This window comes from Gordonia sp. NPDC003424 (assembly GCF_053588655.1).
In genome coordinates this window covers 156,183-171,998 of sequence record NZ_JBSFQJ010000007.1, presented here as the reverse complement: position 1 = coordinate 171,998, position 15,816 = coordinate 156,183, and the positions used below count along the sequence as shown (strand labels likewise).

General features: G+C 67.9%; 19 protein-coding genes. 16 read left to right on the top strand and 3 right to left on the bottom strand.

The annotated features are described in order from the left end of the window. Positions 1–25: 25 nt before the first annotated feature. Complete coding sequence (locus ACWDTI_RS12880) at positions 26–1,528, bottom strand: class I adenylate-forming enzyme family protein (protein WP_449738480.1); 1,503 nt, start codon at positions 1,526–1,528, stop codon at positions 26–28. Positions 1,529–1,715: 187 nt separating this feature from the next. Here ACWDTI_RS12880 and ACWDTI_RS12875 point away from each other — a divergent pair, with 187 nt between their 5' ends. The 16 genes from ACWDTI_RS12875 to ACWDTI_RS12800 all read left to right on the top strand — a co-directional run bounded on the left by ACWDTI_RS12875 (position 1,716) and on the right by ACWDTI_RS12800 (position 14,997). Beyond that, a complete protein-coding gene (locus tag ACWDTI_RS12875; RefSeq protein ID WP_449738479.1) occupies positions 1,716–2,255 on the top strand; it encodes a MarR family winged helix-turn-helix transcriptional regulator in 540 nt (179 codons plus the stop codon). A 259-nt stretch (positions 2,256–2,514) separates the two neighbouring features. After that, positions 2,515–4,017, top strand: a complete 1,503-nt coding sequence (locus tag ACWDTI_RS12870; protein ID WP_449738478.1) for an aldehyde dehydrogenase — start codon at positions 2,515–2,517, stop codon at positions 4,015–4,017. Positions 4,018–4,058: 41 nt separating this feature from the next. Next, positions 4,059–4,418 carry a RidA family protein gene (locus ACWDTI_RS12865; protein ID WP_449738477.1) on the top strand — a complete coding sequence of 120 codons (360 nt, stop codon included), beginning with the start codon at positions 4,059–4,061 and terminating at the stop codon, positions 4,416–4,418. Between the two features lie 67 nt (positions 4,419–4,485). Further along, the gene (locus ACWDTI_RS12860) at positions 4,486–5,004 is read left to right on the top strand and encodes a cupin domain-containing protein (RefSeq protein WP_449738476.1); all 519 of its coding nucleotides are present in this window, start codon (positions 4,486–4,488) and stop codon (positions 5,002–5,004) included. Between the two features lie 42 nt (positions 5,005–5,046). Beyond that, the gene (locus ACWDTI_RS12855; RefSeq protein ID WP_449738475.1) at positions 5,047–5,997 is read left to right on the top strand and encodes a PDR/VanB family oxidoreductase; all 951 of its coding nucleotides are present in this window, start codon (positions 5,047–5,049) and stop codon (positions 5,995–5,997) included. 15 nt (positions 5,998–6,012) lie between these two features. After that, positions 6,013–7,011 carry a VOC family protein gene (locus ACWDTI_RS12850; RefSeq protein WP_449738474.1) on the top strand — a complete coding sequence of 333 codons (999 nt, stop codon included), beginning with the start codon at positions 6,013–6,015 and terminating at the stop codon, positions 7,009–7,011. Continuing rightward, entirely contained in the window at positions 7,008–7,799 is a 792-nt protein-coding gene (locus ACWDTI_RS12845; protein ID WP_449738473.1) for an alpha/beta fold hydrolase, read from the top strand. Before ACWDTI_RS12850 ends, ACWDTI_RS12845 begins: the two co-directional genes overlap by 4 nt. Then, positions 7,796–8,539 (top strand): SDR family oxidoreductase, encoded by a 744-nt coding sequence (locus ACWDTI_RS12840; RefSeq protein WP_449738472.1) that lies wholly within the window; start codon positions 7,796–7,798, stop codon positions 8,537–8,539. Before ACWDTI_RS12845 ends, ACWDTI_RS12840 begins: the two co-directional genes overlap by 4 nt. Positions 8,540–8,582: 43 nt before the next feature. Beyond that, the gene (locus ACWDTI_RS12835; protein ID WP_449738471.1) at positions 8,583–9,365 is read left to right on the top strand and encodes an SDR family oxidoreductase; all 783 of its coding nucleotides are present in this window, start codon (positions 8,583–8,585) and stop codon (positions 9,363–9,365) included. A gap of 27 nt (positions 9,366–9,392) precedes the next feature. After that, on the top strand, positions 9,393–11,111 hold the full coding sequence (locus tag ACWDTI_RS12830; protein ID WP_449738470.1) for a thiamine pyrophosphate-binding protein: 1,719 nt from the start codon (positions 9,393–9,395) through the stop codon (positions 11,109–11,111). Continuing rightward, the gene (locus ACWDTI_RS12825; protein ID WP_449738469.1) at positions 11,108–11,563 is read left to right on the top strand and encodes an alpha/beta fold hydrolase; all 456 of its coding nucleotides are present in this window, start codon (positions 11,108–11,110) and stop codon (positions 11,561–11,563) included. The genes ACWDTI_RS12830 and ACWDTI_RS12825 overlap by 4 nt, the downstream gene beginning before the upstream one ends. After that, on the top strand, positions 11,560–11,796 hold the full coding sequence (locus tag ACWDTI_RS12820; protein ID WP_449738468.1) for a recombinase-like helix-turn-helix domain-containing protein: 237 nt from the start codon (positions 11,560–11,562) through the stop codon (positions 11,794–11,796). Before ACWDTI_RS12825 ends, ACWDTI_RS12820 begins: the two co-directional genes overlap by 4 nt. A gap of 1 nt (position 11,797) precedes the next feature. After that, positions 11,798–12,916: a Rieske 2Fe-2S domain-containing protein gene (locus tag ACWDTI_RS12815; protein WP_449738467.1), complete on the top strand. Its 1,119-nt coding sequence runs from the start codon at positions 11,798–11,800 to the stop codon at positions 12,914–12,916. Continuing rightward, positions 12,913–13,257 (top strand): hypothetical protein, encoded by a 345-nt coding sequence (locus tag ACWDTI_RS12810; RefSeq protein ID WP_449738466.1) that lies wholly within the window; start codon positions 12,913–12,915, stop codon positions 13,255–13,257. Before ACWDTI_RS12815 ends, ACWDTI_RS12810 begins: the two co-directional genes overlap by 4 nt. Further along, positions 13,254–13,649, top strand: a complete 396-nt coding sequence (locus ACWDTI_RS12805) for a RidA family protein (protein ID WP_449738465.1) — start codon at positions 13,254–13,256, stop codon at positions 13,647–13,649. Before ACWDTI_RS12810 ends, ACWDTI_RS12805 begins: the two co-directional genes overlap by 4 nt. A gap of 58 nt (positions 13,650–13,707) precedes the next feature. Beyond that, positions 13,708–14,997 (top strand): MFS transporter, encoded by a 1,290-nt coding sequence (locus ACWDTI_RS12800; protein ID WP_449738464.1) that lies wholly within the window; start codon positions 13,708–13,710, stop codon positions 14,995–14,997. A gap of 78 nt (positions 14,998–15,075) precedes the next feature. Here ACWDTI_RS12800 and ACWDTI_RS12795 read toward each other — a convergent pair whose 3' ends face one another. Next, entirely contained in the window at positions 15,076–15,411 is a 336-nt protein-coding gene (locus ACWDTI_RS12795; RefSeq protein ID WP_449738463.1) for a DUF202 domain-containing protein, read from the bottom strand. Continuing rightward, the gene (locus tag ACWDTI_RS12790; RefSeq protein ID WP_449738462.1) at positions 15,408–15,794 is read right to left on the bottom strand and encodes a YidH family protein; all 387 of its coding nucleotides are present in this window, start codon (positions 15,792–15,794) and stop codon (positions 15,408–15,410) included. Before ACWDTI_RS12790 ends, ACWDTI_RS12795 begins: the two co-directional genes overlap by 4 nt. Positions 15,795–15,816: the final 22 nt, after the last annotated feature.

Below are 15,816 nucleotides of genomic sequence, written 5' to 3'. Positions count from 1 at the left end.
GTATTCAGCAGGCTCCCAGGGCATGTCAGCCCGCGGGTGCCGACGCGGCCAAGCCGGCCAGGGCCTTGCGCTGCACCTTTCCGGTGGCGGTGCGGGGCAGCGCATCGAGGATCACAACCGTCTTGGGTACCTGGTAGCCGGCGAGACGGCTTCTGCACCAGGCGATCAGATCGCTGTCCGTGATCTCCCGGTCGGTCACGATGGCGGCGGTGACCCGCTGTCCCCAATGTGGATCGGAGGTGCCGAACACGGCGCACTCGACAATCCCCGGCATCGCCGCGATCACCTCCTCGACCACCTGGGGGTGGACGTTCTCCCCACCGGTCTGGATCATGTCGTCGGCCCGACCCTGGACGAAGATGTAGCCTTCGTCGTCGACGAAACCCACGTCGCGGGTGTTCAGCCAGCCGTCGACGATCACCTCGCGGCTTGCCTCGGGGCTGTTCAGATACCCCTCGGTGAGAGTCGGTGCGCGGAACCACAATTCGCCCGACGTGCCGACGGCGAGAGGGCGGCCCGTCGCGTCGCGGACCTCCACGTCGACGCCGATGCCCGGCCGGCCGGCCGACGCGAGGTGGCGGGGACTGGCGCCGACATGATCGTCGGCGAGCAGGAACGCGACCCCGCCGCCGCTCTCGGAGAGTCCGTATACCTGACAGAACTCGCACCCGAGGATGTCGATGGCCTCGTGGAGAAGATGCTGGGTGATCGGTGCAGCGCCATATCCGATGTGCTGCAAGGACGTCAGGTCTCGGGGGTGGCGCTTGAGTTCGTCGAGCAACGCGTGGATCAGGGTGGGCACCATCAGCGTGTGGGTGATGTCGTACTCGGCGAGCGAGCGGGCGATACCGGCCGGTGACGCGTCGTCGGTGTAGACCGTCGTGAAACCGATGGCGCAGGCGTAGTTGGCCCAGGTGGCTCCCGCGGCGTGGAAGGTCGGCGGGATCACCAGCGCCCGGCTGTCCGGTGTGAAGTGGTGGACGTCGGCGTACGGAATCGTCGCCTCGACGGCCCGCCGCGTCAGCGGCACCCCTTTCGGGTTCCCGGTCGACCCCGAGGTGAAGTAGACGAGCGCTTCGTCGTCATCGTGCGGGTCGACGGTCGCTGCCGGGGCTTGATCGGCCGCCGGCCACTGCGCCCCCGAGTCCACAACGGTCACACCCCCGACGGAAAGCCGATCGGCGACGTCGGTGAACCGTGCGTCGACGACCACGTGCGCCAGGGCGACCTCTTCGGTGACCCGACGGAGTCCGTCCGCAGGGAGACGGAAGTTGAGTCCCACGATCGACGCGCCACGCCGCCAGGCGCCCAGCAGCGTGAGCGGGTAGGCGACGGTATTGGGGCCCAGATAACCGATCCGGTCGCCGGGGCCGACCCCGAGATCGGCCAACAGTCCCGCGCAGCGATCGGCGGATGCGTCCAGATCGGCCCACGTCAGTGAGCGTTGCGGATCGATGAATGCAGGCGCCTGGGGGCGCTCGGAGGCGTGTCGGCGCACCGCCTGATCGATTGACTCCGCTGTGGACATGGATGGCGGTTCCTCTCCGACAAGGAGTGTCGTCTGTGTCGCGCCACAGGCACTCCACTAGCTTGTTCCTGAATCTGACCCTGGATTCAGAAAAAGTCAAGCAGTTGTCGCACTTCCGGGCATTTGCCCTCGTAGAGCGATGTCTTTGCGGTGAGAAGTATCGACCTCCGGGTACTCTCAACCCATCATGGATGGAGTCGATGTCATCGTGTCGAACTGGGCCGTCGCACGTCCCGAGCTGGATGTCTCCGCGTTGAAGGTTTTCGGGCGTCTTCATCGGAGCTTCCTGGTCTACAAGGCACGGATCGCCGAGACCTTCGAGTCGTACAACATCAACGACGCGGGATTCGACGTACTGGCCTGCCTGCGACGCGCCGTCCCCGATCATCGGCTGACGGCAGGCGACCTCGCCGAGCAGACCCTGGTCACCACCGGAGGCCTCTCGCTGCGGGTCAAGCGACTCGAAGAGGCCGGCCTGGTCACCCGCACCCGCGACGCGACCGATGCACGTGTGGTCTACGTCGAACTGACCCCGGCCGGCGCGGCGCTGGTCGATCGCATCGCCGACGAGCACTTCGCAAAGTTGCAGATCATGCTCGACGGGCTGTCCGAGACGGAAGCGGTCGAGCTTGCGCAGTTACTCGGTCGACTGGAGAACTCCGCGCGTTCCGCGATCCTCGGGGACGGCATGGATCCCGGGGAATCCGATCCCGCGGCGTCGGCCTGACGACATTTCTCAGAATTCTCTTCGAGCCATCGTGATGGCCGACACAGGCACTGTGACCTGCGTCGCTTCCATTTCCGGCGCGTAAATCGGGTGTAACGAAGCGTTGTGCAGGCACTTCGGGGGTTGACCTCTTAGCGCTAAGACGTTAGACATGTCTTAGCGCAAAGATAAATAGTTCTTCAGCGCACCAGCCCCACAGTCAGCCCCCGTGAATGGACATCGCATGTCGCTAGTCGCGAGCACCGCCACCGTCGTCTCGATGACGGAACCATCCGTCGACCCCGACCGAGACCTCCTCGACCGGATTTTCGTCGCCGGCCGGTGGGAGATCGGCACCGGCGATCTCATCGAGTCGGTGAACCCGGCGACCGGTGAGGTATTCGCCAGGTTGCACGGCGCCGGCGCCGACACCGTCGACGTCGCCGTCCGCGAAGGCCTCGGCGCGGCGCGGCAGAGCGGGTGGGCGTCGATGCTGCCTCACGAGCGGGCCGCGGTGCTACATCGCATCGGCAACGCGGTCGAGGCCAACGCCGACCGGATCGCTGCCCTGCAGACCCTCGACACCGGCAAGACCCTCACCGAGACCCGCGCCCTTGCGGGCAGCGCCGCCAACACCTTTCGTTACATGGCGGCCGCCCTCGAGACCATGGACGGCTCGCTCACCACGCCACGCGGGCCCTGGATGACCCTGTCCACCTATCGCCCGATGGGTGTCATCGGCGCCATCACCCCGTGGAACTCGCCGATCGCCTCGGACGCACAGAAGATCGCCCCGGCTCTGGCGGCCGGCAACGCGGTGATCAGCAAACCGCCGGTCTGGGCACTCTGGGTCACCCTGCTGCTCGCCCGCCTCGCCGAAGACGCCGGTCTGCCGCGCGGCCTCCTGTCGGTGCTCCCAGGTCCGGGCCGCACCGTCGGCGAGGCGCTGGTCCGCCACCCGCAGGTCGCCAAGGTCAGCTTCACCGGCGGTACCACCACCGGCCGGCATCTCGCCCACGTTGCCGCCGACAAGCTGATGCCGATCACCCTCGAACTCGGCGGCAAGTCGCCGACCATCGTCTTCGACGACGCCGACCTCGACCGCGCGCTGCAGGGCATCCTGTTCGGCATCTTCTCCTCGAGTGGACAGAGCTGTATCGCCGGATCGCGAGTCTTTGTGCAGCGCAGCATCTTCGACTCCTTCACCACTGAACTGGTCCGCCGCGCCGAGGCCCTGCGCGTCGGACCGGGCACCGACCCCGCCACCGACGTCGCACCGATGATCACCCGCGCACACCGCGACTCCGTCGCCACCATGGTCGACGACGCGGTCCGCGCCGGCGCCCAGATACTCTGCGGTGGAGCGATTCCCGACGATCCGACACTTGCCGCCGGCAGTTACTACCCGCCGACCATTCTGGCCGGCGTGACCAACACCGACACCATCGCGCAGGAGGAGGTGTTCGGCCCGGTCGCCGTGATCATGCCGTTCGACGACGAGGCCGATGTCATCGCCCAGGCCAACGACACCGTGTTCGGGCTCGCCAGCGGCATCTGGACCGAGGACTACCGTCGCGCCCTGCGGGTCGGCGAGGCCATCAATGCCGGCACGGTGTGGGTCAACACCTACAAGCAGTTCTCCATCTCCACCCCCTTCACCGGACTGCGCGACAGCGGCCTCGGCACCGAGAAGGGTCGCGACGCCGTGCGCCAGTACTGCGACCAGAAGAGCATCTACCTCGACCGCAGCGACTCCCCGCTCGGCTGGGGTCGAAACAACTGAAGCCCAACAGTTCCCACCTCCAGGAAAGGACATCATCCGATATGACCACCACCGTCGCCACCGACGCCCACCCCTACAGCCCCGCCTACGCCGTCGCCGGCTTCGGATTCGTCTCCGGCGCACTCTCGGTCGACGAGAACGGCATCGCGGTCGACGGGATCGAGCCCGCCCTCGACGCCGCCGTGGCGCGGCTCACCGAGCGACTCGCGACCATCGGCATGCGCCTCGAAGACGTCGTCAAGACCACCTACTTCGTCACCGACGTGACCCTGCGCGACGCGGCAAACCGCCACTACCAGAGGATCTTCGACGCACCCCGGCCCGCCCGCTCGTTCGTCGAGGTGGCGGCGCTGCCCTACGGTGCCACCGTCGAGATCGAAGCCATCGCGCACGCCTCCTGAGCAAACCATCTGTCGGACAACGGTGTCCGGCAACCATCCCGGCAAGTAAGAACCGAAAGGACACATCATGACCGCTCCCGAGAAGACCGCCGTCGACCTCGACGCCCTCATCGACTCCTGCATCGCGAGCCGCGACACCCGTTACGAGGACTGGGACACCCTCGGCTTCCAGGCCGCCGCCGGCGGAGACCGATTCAAGCGCGCCCAGGTCCGCTACATCGGGTCCGGCGCCACCGGAAACCACGAGGGCGACAACCGAAGCCTGCCGTCGGAGCACTTCACCTTCTCCAACATGCGGCTCCCGGTCGGTGCGGTCGGTCCCGAGCACACCCACCACGACGTCGAAGAGGTCTTCTTCGTCCTCGAGGGTGAGCTCGATGTCGCCGTGCACGACGTCGAGGACGGCACCCGAAAGGCCGTCCGCCGCCTCGGCTACCGCGACCTGATCCGCGTGCCGGCCGGAGTGCCCCGCAGCCTGGCCAACGTCGGCGACACCGACGCGCTGTTCTGCGTGATCATCGGCTCCAAGAAGCCGGAACTGCCGACCTACCCGCCGAGCTCGGAGATGTACGGCGTCACCCGCTGACCCCGTCGCACCGACCCACCCGACCGAAAAGGAACGCCCGCCATGAGCACGGACACCACGAGAGTCCTCCGCGTCCACCAGAAGACCTGGGAGGCTGACGGGATCACCAGCATCACCTTCGTCGACCCGACCGGTGCTCCGCTGCCCACCTGGGAGCCCGGTGCGCATATTGCGCTGCAACTGCCCGGCGGGCTGACCCGCGAGTACTCCCTCTGCTCGGACCCGGCCGACACCAGCCGGTGGACCGTCGCGGTCCTGCGGGCCGAGCAGTCCAGGGGCGGAAGCACTCTGGTTCATGATCGGTTGTCGGTCGGTGCGGAGATCGAGGTCGACGGACCCCGGAATGCGTTCGCGCTCGACGCGGACGCCGACGAGCACGTCCTCGTCGCCGGGGGCGTCGGCATCACCCCCATCGTCGCGATGATGCGGCGCCTGCACACCGAGGGCAAGTCCTGGCGCATGCTCTACGCCGGGCGGTCACGCGCCTCCATGGCCTTCGTCGACGAGGTTGCCGCGCAACCTCATTCGACTATCCATGCCGACGACGAACAGGGCGGACTGCCCGATCTCCATGCCGTCGTCGGCGCCGCCGCAGCCGGTGCCGTGATCTACTGCTGCGGCCCGGCACCTCTCCTTGACGCGGTGACTGCCGTCGTACCCGAACATGCGACGCTGCGCACCGAACGGTTCGCCGCACCCGTCGTCGCGGCACCCGTCGGCGACGAGAACGCGTTCGACGTCGTCCTGGAGAGCAGCGGGCAGCGCATCCCTGTCGCCCCGGACATCTCGGTCCTCGACGCCCTGCTCGACGCCGGCGTCGAGGTCCCCAGTTCCTGCACCGAAGGTATCTGCGGCACCTGCGAAGTCGGTGTCGTGAAAGGCGATGTCGATCATCGCGACTTCCTGCTCAGCGAGGGCGAACACGCCGCGAACAAGACCATGTTCCCGTGCGTATCCCGTTGCCGCTCCGCCGAACTCGTCCTCGATCTCTGACCCCGAAGGATCCCCGTGCTCTACTCACAGCTACCCCCATTCGCCGAGCAGCCCGTCTGCCGGATGCGGAGCCTGCGGTCGGTCGCGCTGACCGTCCCGGACCCGCAGGCCTCGGCAGACTTCTACCACGAGGTGTGGGGCCTGACCACCGTCGACTCCGATCACGACCGATTTTGGTTGCGCGCCACCGGCTCCGAGCATCACGTCCTGGACCTGCGCTCCGGTGACATCAATGCGTTGGGCGGCATCAGCTTTGCGCTCGGCACACCCCGCGAGGTCGACGACGCCGCGATCGCACTCGAGCGGCTGGGTATCCCGTTGCTCCGCGCCCCCGGCCTGCTCGACGACGCAGGCGGCGGCTACGGCCTGCAACTCGTCGATCCCGAAGGTCGCGTGGTGGAACTGTCCGCGGACACCTTCGCCGTCGCCGAGCAGGAACCGGCCGGACGTCGGGCGATCCCGCGCAAGATCGCGCACGTGGTGCTCAACACCACCGACATCGAACGCACCGCCCAGTTCTACACCCAGGTGCTCGGCATGCGGATCTCCGACTGGTCGGAACGCCAGATGGCCTTCCTGCGCTGTAACTCCGACCACCACGTCGTCGCCCTCAACCAGGCAAAGTGGCCGTCGGTCAACCACATCGCCTATGAGATGAGCTCGATCGATCACTTCATGCGTGGCATTGGCAGCCTGAAAACCCATGGCATCGCACCACAGTGGGGCCCAGGCCGCCACGGCCCCGGCGACAACACCTTCTCCTACTTCACCGATCCCGCCGGCCTCGTCTGTGAATACACCTCCGAGGTCGCGCAGGTCGATGAGGACGCCTGGCTGTGCCGCACCTGGCGTCGGACCCCGGAGCTGTCGGACCAGTGGGGCACGGCCGGTCCGCCCACCACGACGATCCGCACGGCGATGGCCGGTGTGCCGGACCTCGGTGCCCGTGCACTGGTATCCGCACCCCATGCCGACTACTTCTACGGCGCAGGGGTATTGGCGGCCGCGTCATGACGACCACCGTCACGCGACTGCACGTCGTCGCACACCCGTCGCGCCGGGAGATCCGCAGCGACCGTCCCGTGGTGCTCCTGCACGGCATCGGCGGCTCCGCGCAATCGTGCGCCCCACTCGCCGAACGGCTCGCCGCACAGGGCTTCCCGGCCTGGTCCGTCGACGCCCCCGGCTACGGACAGTCCACCGACCCGGTCGCCGGTCGCGATACCGCCGACGAGATCATCGCGCTGCTCGAGGACCACTGGGCCGGACAGCCCGTCGTGCTGCTCGGCACCTCCTTCGGTGGCGTCGTGGCAATGAGCGTCGCGCTCCGCCGGCCCGATCTTGTTGCCGGGCTCGTGCTGGCCGACAGCACCCGCGGCTCGGGCACCACCGATGAGAAGGCCGCCGCGATGCGTGCCCGGGTGACGGAACTGTTCGAACAGGGCGCCCACAAGGTGGCCGTCGCCCGTGCACCACGACTGACCGCCCCCGATGCCGATCCGGCCGTCGCCGACGCGGTCCGTGATTCGATGGCCGCGCTGCGAACTGCCGGATTCGGTGCTGCCGCGGAGTTCATGGCGGCGGCCGATCTCGGACCTCGCCTGGCCGAGATCGACTGCCCCACCCTGGTTCTGGTCGGACAACACGACGCCATCACCGGCGTCGACGAATCCCGACTGCTGGCCGACCGCATCCCCGGCGCCACCCTGCACATCATCGATGACGCCGGCCACGTCGCGATCCAAGAACAACCAGCAGCCATCGCCGACCTCGTCGCCGCATTCCTCGAAGGACTCTCATGAACGCCGGAACGATCGTCGTCACCGGCGGCGGACGAGGACTCGGAAGGGCCATCGCCGAACGGCTCTGCCGCGACGACCACCGGGTGGTGATCGCCGAACGCAACCCGAAGACCGCGCAGACCACCGAAAACGAGCTCACCGCAGCCGGATACGACGTCACCGCCGTCGTCACCGACATCGGCGACATCGACTCGGTGCGCGCGCTGTCCGCGCGTCTCGAGCGGGACAACGAGCGCGTCGTCGGGCTGGTCAACAACGCGGCGATCGCCGACGGGGTCGGTGGCGCAACGTTCTTCGACCTCGCCGACGACGAGTTCGACCGCCTCACCGACGTCAACGTCAAGGGCACCTGGGCGGTCACCAAATACCTGTGGCCGCTGCTGTCGGCGACCCAAGGCGCGATCGTCAACATCGCCTCCGACGTCGCGATGTACGGCTCACCGCGACTGGTGCACTACGTCTCGTCGAAGGCGGCGGTGATCGGGATGACCCGTTCGATGGCTCGCGATGCCGGCGAGCACGGCGTGCGGGTGAATGCGGTGGCGCCCGGCCTGATCCGCGTCGAAGCCACCGAGACGGTGCCCGACGAACGGTATCGCACCTACTCGGAGGGCCGTGCCCTCAAACGGGAACAGACTCCCGACGATGTCGCCGGGGTCGTGCGCTTCCTCCTCTCCGACGACGCGGCGTTCGTCACCGGACAGACCATCGTCGTCGACGGCGGATTCATCTTCCGTTGAGCGCACCCCAGCCCAGCACATAGCCCAACCCACAGGAGAACTCATGGATCTGCAGCTGAAAGGCCGCCGGATTCTGATCACCGGCGCCAGCTCCGGTATCGGCCTCGCCACCGCCCGCATGCTCGCGGAAGAGGGTGCGCGCCTCGCCCTCTGCGCCCGCGACGAACAACGACTCCGCGCCGCGACCGCTGACCTCGCCGAACTCACCGAGGTGGTGACCGCATCCTGCGACGTCACCGACCGCGCCTCCGTCGACACCTTCGTCGGGCAGGCCGTCGACCGGCTCGGCGGGCTCGACGGCCTCGTGTGCAATGCCGGCCGCTCCCTGATGCGGACCCTCGACGAGACCACCAACGAGGAGATCCGCGACGAGTTCGACCTGAAGATCTTCGGCGCGCTGAATCTCGTCCGCGCCACCCGAAAAGCACTCGCGGACTCCGAGGTCGGGTCGATTGTGATCGTCAACGCGATCCTGTCCCGGCAGCCCGAACTGCGCCTGGCCGCCACCGCCGCCGCACGCGCCGCTCTGCTCAACCTGTCCCGCTCACTTGCCGGAGACCTCGCCGACGACGGCATCCGCGTCAACTCGGTGCTGCTCGGCCTGATCGACACCGGGCAGTGGCAACGCCGCCATGCCGACTCCGACTCGGGCGTCGACTTCGACGAGTGGAGCGCCGAGATCGCCCGCGACCGCGGAATCGCGTTGGGCCGCTTCGGTACCGCCGACGAGCTCGCCTTCCCGATCACCACTCTGCTGTCGCCGCGGAACAGCTACATGACGGGCGCATCCCTCGACGTGGGTGGCGGCGTCCACCGGTACGTCTGACCCATGGATTACTTGAGGAGCACTTCAATGACCGATCAGCTTGAGAACACCGTTGACTCGACCGGCGGGGGGCGCCGCCCCACGGGTGGTGACGTCCTCGTCGAGGTGATGCGCCGACACGGCATCACCACCGCCTTCGGCGTCATCAGCATCCACAACCTGCCCCTCGTCGAGGCCGTCGACCGTGACCTGACCTTCGTCGAGATGCGGCACGAGGCCGCCGCGGTCAATGCCGCCGACGCCTTCGCCCGCGCCTCCGGTGGTATCGGAATTGCATTGACCAGCACAGGAACCGGTGCCGGCAATGCGGCCGGATCGATGATCGAGGCACTGACCGCCGGCAGCCGCGTGCTGCACATCACCGGGCAGATCGAGAGCGAATACCTCGCCCCCGGACGACCGGCGACGAGCCGTGGCGTGATCCACGAGTTCCCGGCACAACCGCAGATGCTCGACGCGATCTCCGCCTACTCGGCCACCATCACCGACGCCAAAGACGTCGCCGCCGAACTCGAGGCAGCGATCGCCCGGATCGCCACCGCACCCACCGGACCGGCCAGCGTCGAGTGGCCCACCGACCTGCAGTACCTGGCCACCCCGGATGGGCAGCGCCCCTTCGATGTTGCCCGGCAACCGATCCCCATGCCCGAGGCCGCCGAGATCGACCGCGCCGCAACCATCCTCGCGCAGGCGCACAAGCCACTGATCTGGCTCGGCGGTGGCGCCGCCGGTGCCGCCGAGGCGATCGCCGAGTTGGCGCACCGCCTCGGCGCGGGCATCCTCACCAGCAACTCGGGCCGCGGCATCGTCACCGAGGACGATCCGTTGGTGATCGGCAACTTCGCCACCACCCCCGCCGTGCGGCAACTGCTCGCGGACGCCGACGTGCTCCTCGCGATCGGCACCCACTTCCGTTCCAACGAGACCGCGTCGTACCATCTCCCGTTGCCCGAGAAGATGATCCAGATAGACATCGAACGCGAGACGGTCGGGCGGGTCCACCCGGCCACCGTGGGCCTCGTCGCCGACGCCGACCACGCCCTCCGCGCCATCAACGGTCAGATCACCACCACCGCAACCGATGCCGCATGGACCGAGCGGGTCACTACGGTGCGCACCCAGGTGCGCGCCGAGCTCACCGACTACATCGGCGGGTACGCGGAGATCTGCGCGGCACTGCGGACCGCACTGCCGGCCGAGTCGGTCGTCGCCCGCGACGTCACCATCCCCTCGAGCCAGTGGGGAAACCGGTTGCTGCCCATCTACGATCGCGGCAGCAACATCTTCCCGCTCGGCGGCGGCATCGGCCAGGGACTGGCCATGGGTATCGGCGCCGCCCATGCCCGACCCGACGTGCCGACCGTCGTCATCGCAGGCGACGGCGGACTGTCTGTGCACCTCGGTGAACTGGCCTCCCTCGCCGGTTCCGGCGCCCACGTCATCGTGCTCCTGTTCAACGACGGTGGCTACGGAGTTCTGCGAAACATGCAGGAGAATAACGGTTTCCGACGAAGCGGTGTCGATCTGCACACCCCACGGTTCGATCTGCTCGCGGCCGCCATGGAGATCCCGTACCGACTCGTCCAGGGTCCCGGCCACATCGCCGACGCGCTCGCCGATGCGGTGGCCCACCACGGCCCGACCTTCATCGAGGTCGACGTCGAGGCGGTGACCCCACGCCCGGGACCGTTCGTACCACCGGTACACGTGCCGGCCGACGCAGCACCGAAGGGAACCGGATCATGATCGCCACGAAACTCTGGTGGGACGACGGCGCCCGCGTCACCGTCGAAGCCGGTGAGCAAACGCATGTGTTCGCCGCCGGCGACGATATCCTCAATGCCCTGCGTCTGGCCGTCGACCATCCCGACACCGTGCTGAGTCTCGTTCTGGCCGAACCGGTGTCGATGACCGAGGAGATCGAGGCACTGCTGCCGAAGATCACCGTGCCCACCCTGGTTCTCGCGTCGGCACCCACCGCCGACGCCGATCTCATGGCGGCTCAACGTCTTGCCGGGGAGATCGACAACGGCGTGTTCGTCATCATCGACGGCGCACCGAAACCCGTGCACACCGAAAGTCGAGCATCGTTCACCGAATGGAGCTCGTCATTCGTCGCCATCGCCGAAGGGCTGGCGGCGCGTGACGGACGCCTACTCACCCCGCCCACCCCACTCCTCGAAGGAGCCACCCGATGATCACTCGCACAGCCCGGCGAGAGCCCTACCTCGAGGTGCATCAGACGCACCCCGAACCCATCACACCCTACGAGCAGAAGCTCGCCGGTTCGCTCACCGAGATCTTCGCCGGTGGCGCAACCACACTCACCGAGGTCGTGGACGGCCTCAACGCCCTCGGCCTGCACGGGCCCGACGGCGGCTCCTGGACCGACGAGAACTTCCGCGCCGAGATGCGCCGATTGGGGAACTGACATGACCACCACCGAACAGCCCGCCGCCCGCACTCGCGAAAACGCCGCTGCGCCAGGCCGTCCCGCCAAACGGCGCGGACCCACGTTCGCCGTCGGCACCCGCCGGCATCTCGTCGCCGACGAGATCGCCGCCACCGGGATCCGCGACCGGTGGTATCCGATCCTGCCATCCCGGATGGTCGAACCCGGCGCCATGGTCCCGGTCCGCCGCCTCGAGGTCGACTGGGTGCTGTTCCGAGATCCGCGCGGCACGATCCACATGCTCGAAGACCGGTGCCCGCATCGCAGCGCCCCGCTCTCGGTCGGCCAGCATCTCGGCGACCGCATCGCCTGCGCCTACCACGGCGTCCAGGTCGACGGCGACGGTACCGTGGTGTCGGTGCCCGGCATGCCCGGGTGTGCGCTCGAAGGCCGCAGGGCCACAGTGTCATTGGAGGTCGTCGAGGCAGCCGACACCATCTTCGCCTTCATCCCGCTGACTGCCGAGTCCGAACCCACGCCGTTCGAACTGCCGGAACGACTGGCCGATCCCGAGATGTCGTGGTTCGGTAACTTCGCCGAATGGGGCGGGCCGTGGCGGTTCTACATGGACAACGTCCTCGACCCGATGCACGGCGCGTTCCTGCACCGCAATTCGCACTCGATGTTCGGCGGCGACACGTCGGCCCGGTTCCGCATCCGCGAAACCGGCCGCGGCTTCTTCTTCGAGAAGACCGACCAGCGTGGCGTCAACTTCGACTGGGTCGAGTTCGCGCGCGGCGCCATGGATTACGTCGACCTGGAGATCCCGTACGGTCCCGGCGCGGGTCCCGGCGGTGTGTTCGGCATCGTCGGCATGAGCTGCCCCATCGACCGCAACACCTCGGCGATCTTCCACTGGCGCACCCGCCGGGTCAGCGGGTGGGAACGCGAGACGTGGCGCTTCCTGTACCGCGCCACACTGGAGGCCAAGCACTGGGAGGTCCTCGAACAGGACCGCGAAGTACTCGAGGCATTGGCCCACGACGCCGACCGCGAAGAACACCTCTACCAGCACGACCTCGGAGTCTCGCGCATCCGCCGGATCTACCGCGCCGACGCCGAGGCGCAGGCCCAGAAACTGGTCGAGGCCAACACATGAGCGACACCATGATGCTGACCGTGATCCTGCGGCACGACCAGAGCCAGAATCTGGAACAGCTGCAGGGCCGGCTCGACGACAACGACTGGTGGCACGCCTTCCCGCCCTTGGGCTGCGAGATCGTTTCGTGGGTCGTCGCAATGGGTATCGGCCAGATCGTCACGCTGCGGCTGCCGGCTGATCGGCTCGCCGCGGTCAACGTCGAACTCGAGCGTCGCGCGTGGGGCACCTTCGCGACCGACTTCTATCCGACCTATGACTTCCTGCCGGTGCGGGAATGTCTCACCCGCGAGTCCGACGAGCGCTGCGGGATCGCCTCTCTCCCGGTGCAGAGCGCATGACCCGCGTCGGTCATCCAGCGGTCGCCGAACCACCACGACCCGACATGTTCAGCAACGCCCGGGTCGTCGGGAATCAGTTCTTCCTGTCCGGCATGCACGCCGGCAGCCCAGACGGCCCGGTCGGCGGGGGCGACACCTACGCCCAGGCCGTCGAGGCGTTCCGCCGGATGGCCGACCTCACCGAGGCCTGCGGCGCAAGCGTCGACGACATCGTCCTACTCCGCATCTACCTCACCGACATCACCGAGAAGGCGGCGGTCGGCCGCGCACGCAGCGTCGTCTTCTCCGGTGACTTCCCGTGCTCGACCCTCGTCGAAGTGTCGGCACTCGTGGAACCCGGCCTCAGCGTCGAGGTCGAGGCGCAGGGATTTCTCCCAGCACGCGCCTCTTGAAACGCCCGGTAAAATCAGTCATCGGCGCCCTCCGCCGACAAACCCCAAGGACGCCATCATGAGCGGACCGACAATGACACCTACCCAGACCACTTCCGATCCGATCTCCCGGCCCAACTGGCCGGTCCTCGCCCTGGCCTTCGTGGCGGTCGTCCTCGACGGCTATGACACCATCGCCCTCGGACTCTCCGTTCCCGCCCTGTCCAAGGACTGGGGCGTCTCCGCCGCACACTTCACGCCGGCGCTGTCGCTGACCAGCCTCGGCGTCGCACTCGGCTACATCGCCGTCGGCCGCCTGACCGCACGGTTCGGCTGCCGCAAAGTGGTGCTCGCGGCGGTGGTCGTGTTCACGATCGGCTCCCTGCTGACCGCCTGGTCCTCGTCGATCCTCGAACTCAGCGCGCTGCGACTGCTCACCGGATTCGGTCTCGGCGCGGTGATGCCGGCCGCGGTGGCGCAGGCGACCGCGCTCAACCCGGCCCGCCACCGGCAGTCGATCGCCGTGTTCGTCACGATGGGCATCTCGATGGGCGCGCTTCTCGCCGGCCTCTTCGGCGCCAAGCTGATCGGGTCGTACGGCTGGGAGGCGGTGTTCATCGCCGGCGCCGCCGCGTCGGCCCTGCTGCTGCCGCTGCTCTGGTTCGGGCTGCCGGACGAACGCACCATGGGTGCCGCCGCCCGGTCTGCCGATCACGCCAAGCACAGCGCGTCGGTGGCGCGGCTCTTCGACCCGGATGTTCGCGTGCGCACCCTGCTGTTGTGGGGGTTCTCGTTCCTGGTGTTCTCGGTCTTCTACATCTTCGCGTCGTGGCTGCCGACCTTGCTCACCAGCTATGGCTTCACCACCAAACTCGCCCCACTCGGCTCGGCCGCACTCGGCGTCGGGAGCATCATCGGCGCCGGAGTGCTCATGGTCGGCGCCCTGCGATTCCGGATGACGTCCGTTCTCGCCGGCACGTCGGCGGTAGCCATCGTCTTCCTGGTCGTGTCGGCCTTCCTCGGCGCCGACAAGGCCCTGCTGCTTCTGGTCTTCGGCGGCGTCGGACTCGGGCTGCAGGCCGGCATGATCGGACAGGCCGCGGTCGCCGTCTCGCTGTATCCGCAGGCCACCGCCGCGACCGGGGTCGGCTGGGCCTCATCGATGGGGCGGCTCGGATCGGTCGTCGGACCGATCATCGGCGGCACACTCATCGGCCTGGGCTACGCGACGAGCACCATCGTGCTGATCGCATGTATCCCCGTCGCTGTGGCGATGGTCCTGATTCTCTGGCTCGGTCGGGTTGCCGCGCGTCGCGGCGTCGTCGAGGAGCCGATTCCGGTCTCCGGGTCCACCACAGCCAACATCTGACCCGGGTTCACCCATGGTGCGATCCACCGACCGAACGTCGGTGGGTCGCACCTTTCCAGTTGGTGTCGCCCGCACCCGTCAGAGGATCGCGGCGGCGATGAGGAGTGCGGAGAGAACGATCACGCCGCCGCCGGTGAGCAGGATCAGCCGGGGGGCCGCGACCGGACTCGGCAGTGGACGTTGCGAGAGCGTCCGCGTGCGTCGCCGGCCGAACAGGTACACCACCACGGCGAGTAGTGCCGCCACCGCCGCGGCGACCATCCGTACCGAACTCCACTGGTCGGGGTGCTTCAGGAGATCCTTGCCCGCGACCAGCAATCCGTTCGCGAGAACGGCGAGTGAGGTGCGGGTCCAGGCCAGGTGCGTACGTTCGGGCTGAAGGCCCGGGTCGACGGGCGGGTGCGACGCCGTCATTTCACCGCGGTTGCGATCGCCACGATCACCGCGATCACCGCGATCGCGATCAGCACCACCGTCACGTAGGTGACGACATGCGGCCGGGGGAGGGGCAGGTCGTGACGCATCGCGAAGTCGTTGCTGCGCCAGCGATGCAGTCCGCCTGCCGCGGTGACGATGGCGAGGGCACCGAGTAGTCCGCCGAGACCGATCCGAACCACCGGATTGGCCGGCTCGGGAAGGAACTGGAGGACCGCCACCGACGAGGCCAGGAGACCGAGAGACGTTCGCAGCCATGCGAGGAACGTCCGTTCGTTGGCTAGGGTGAACCGGTAATCGGGTTCGACCTCGGGCCTGATCACCGGGGTGTTGTCGTCGGTCGGCGTCGTGGGGTCACCCATCCGCTCAGTGTCGCACGGGCTG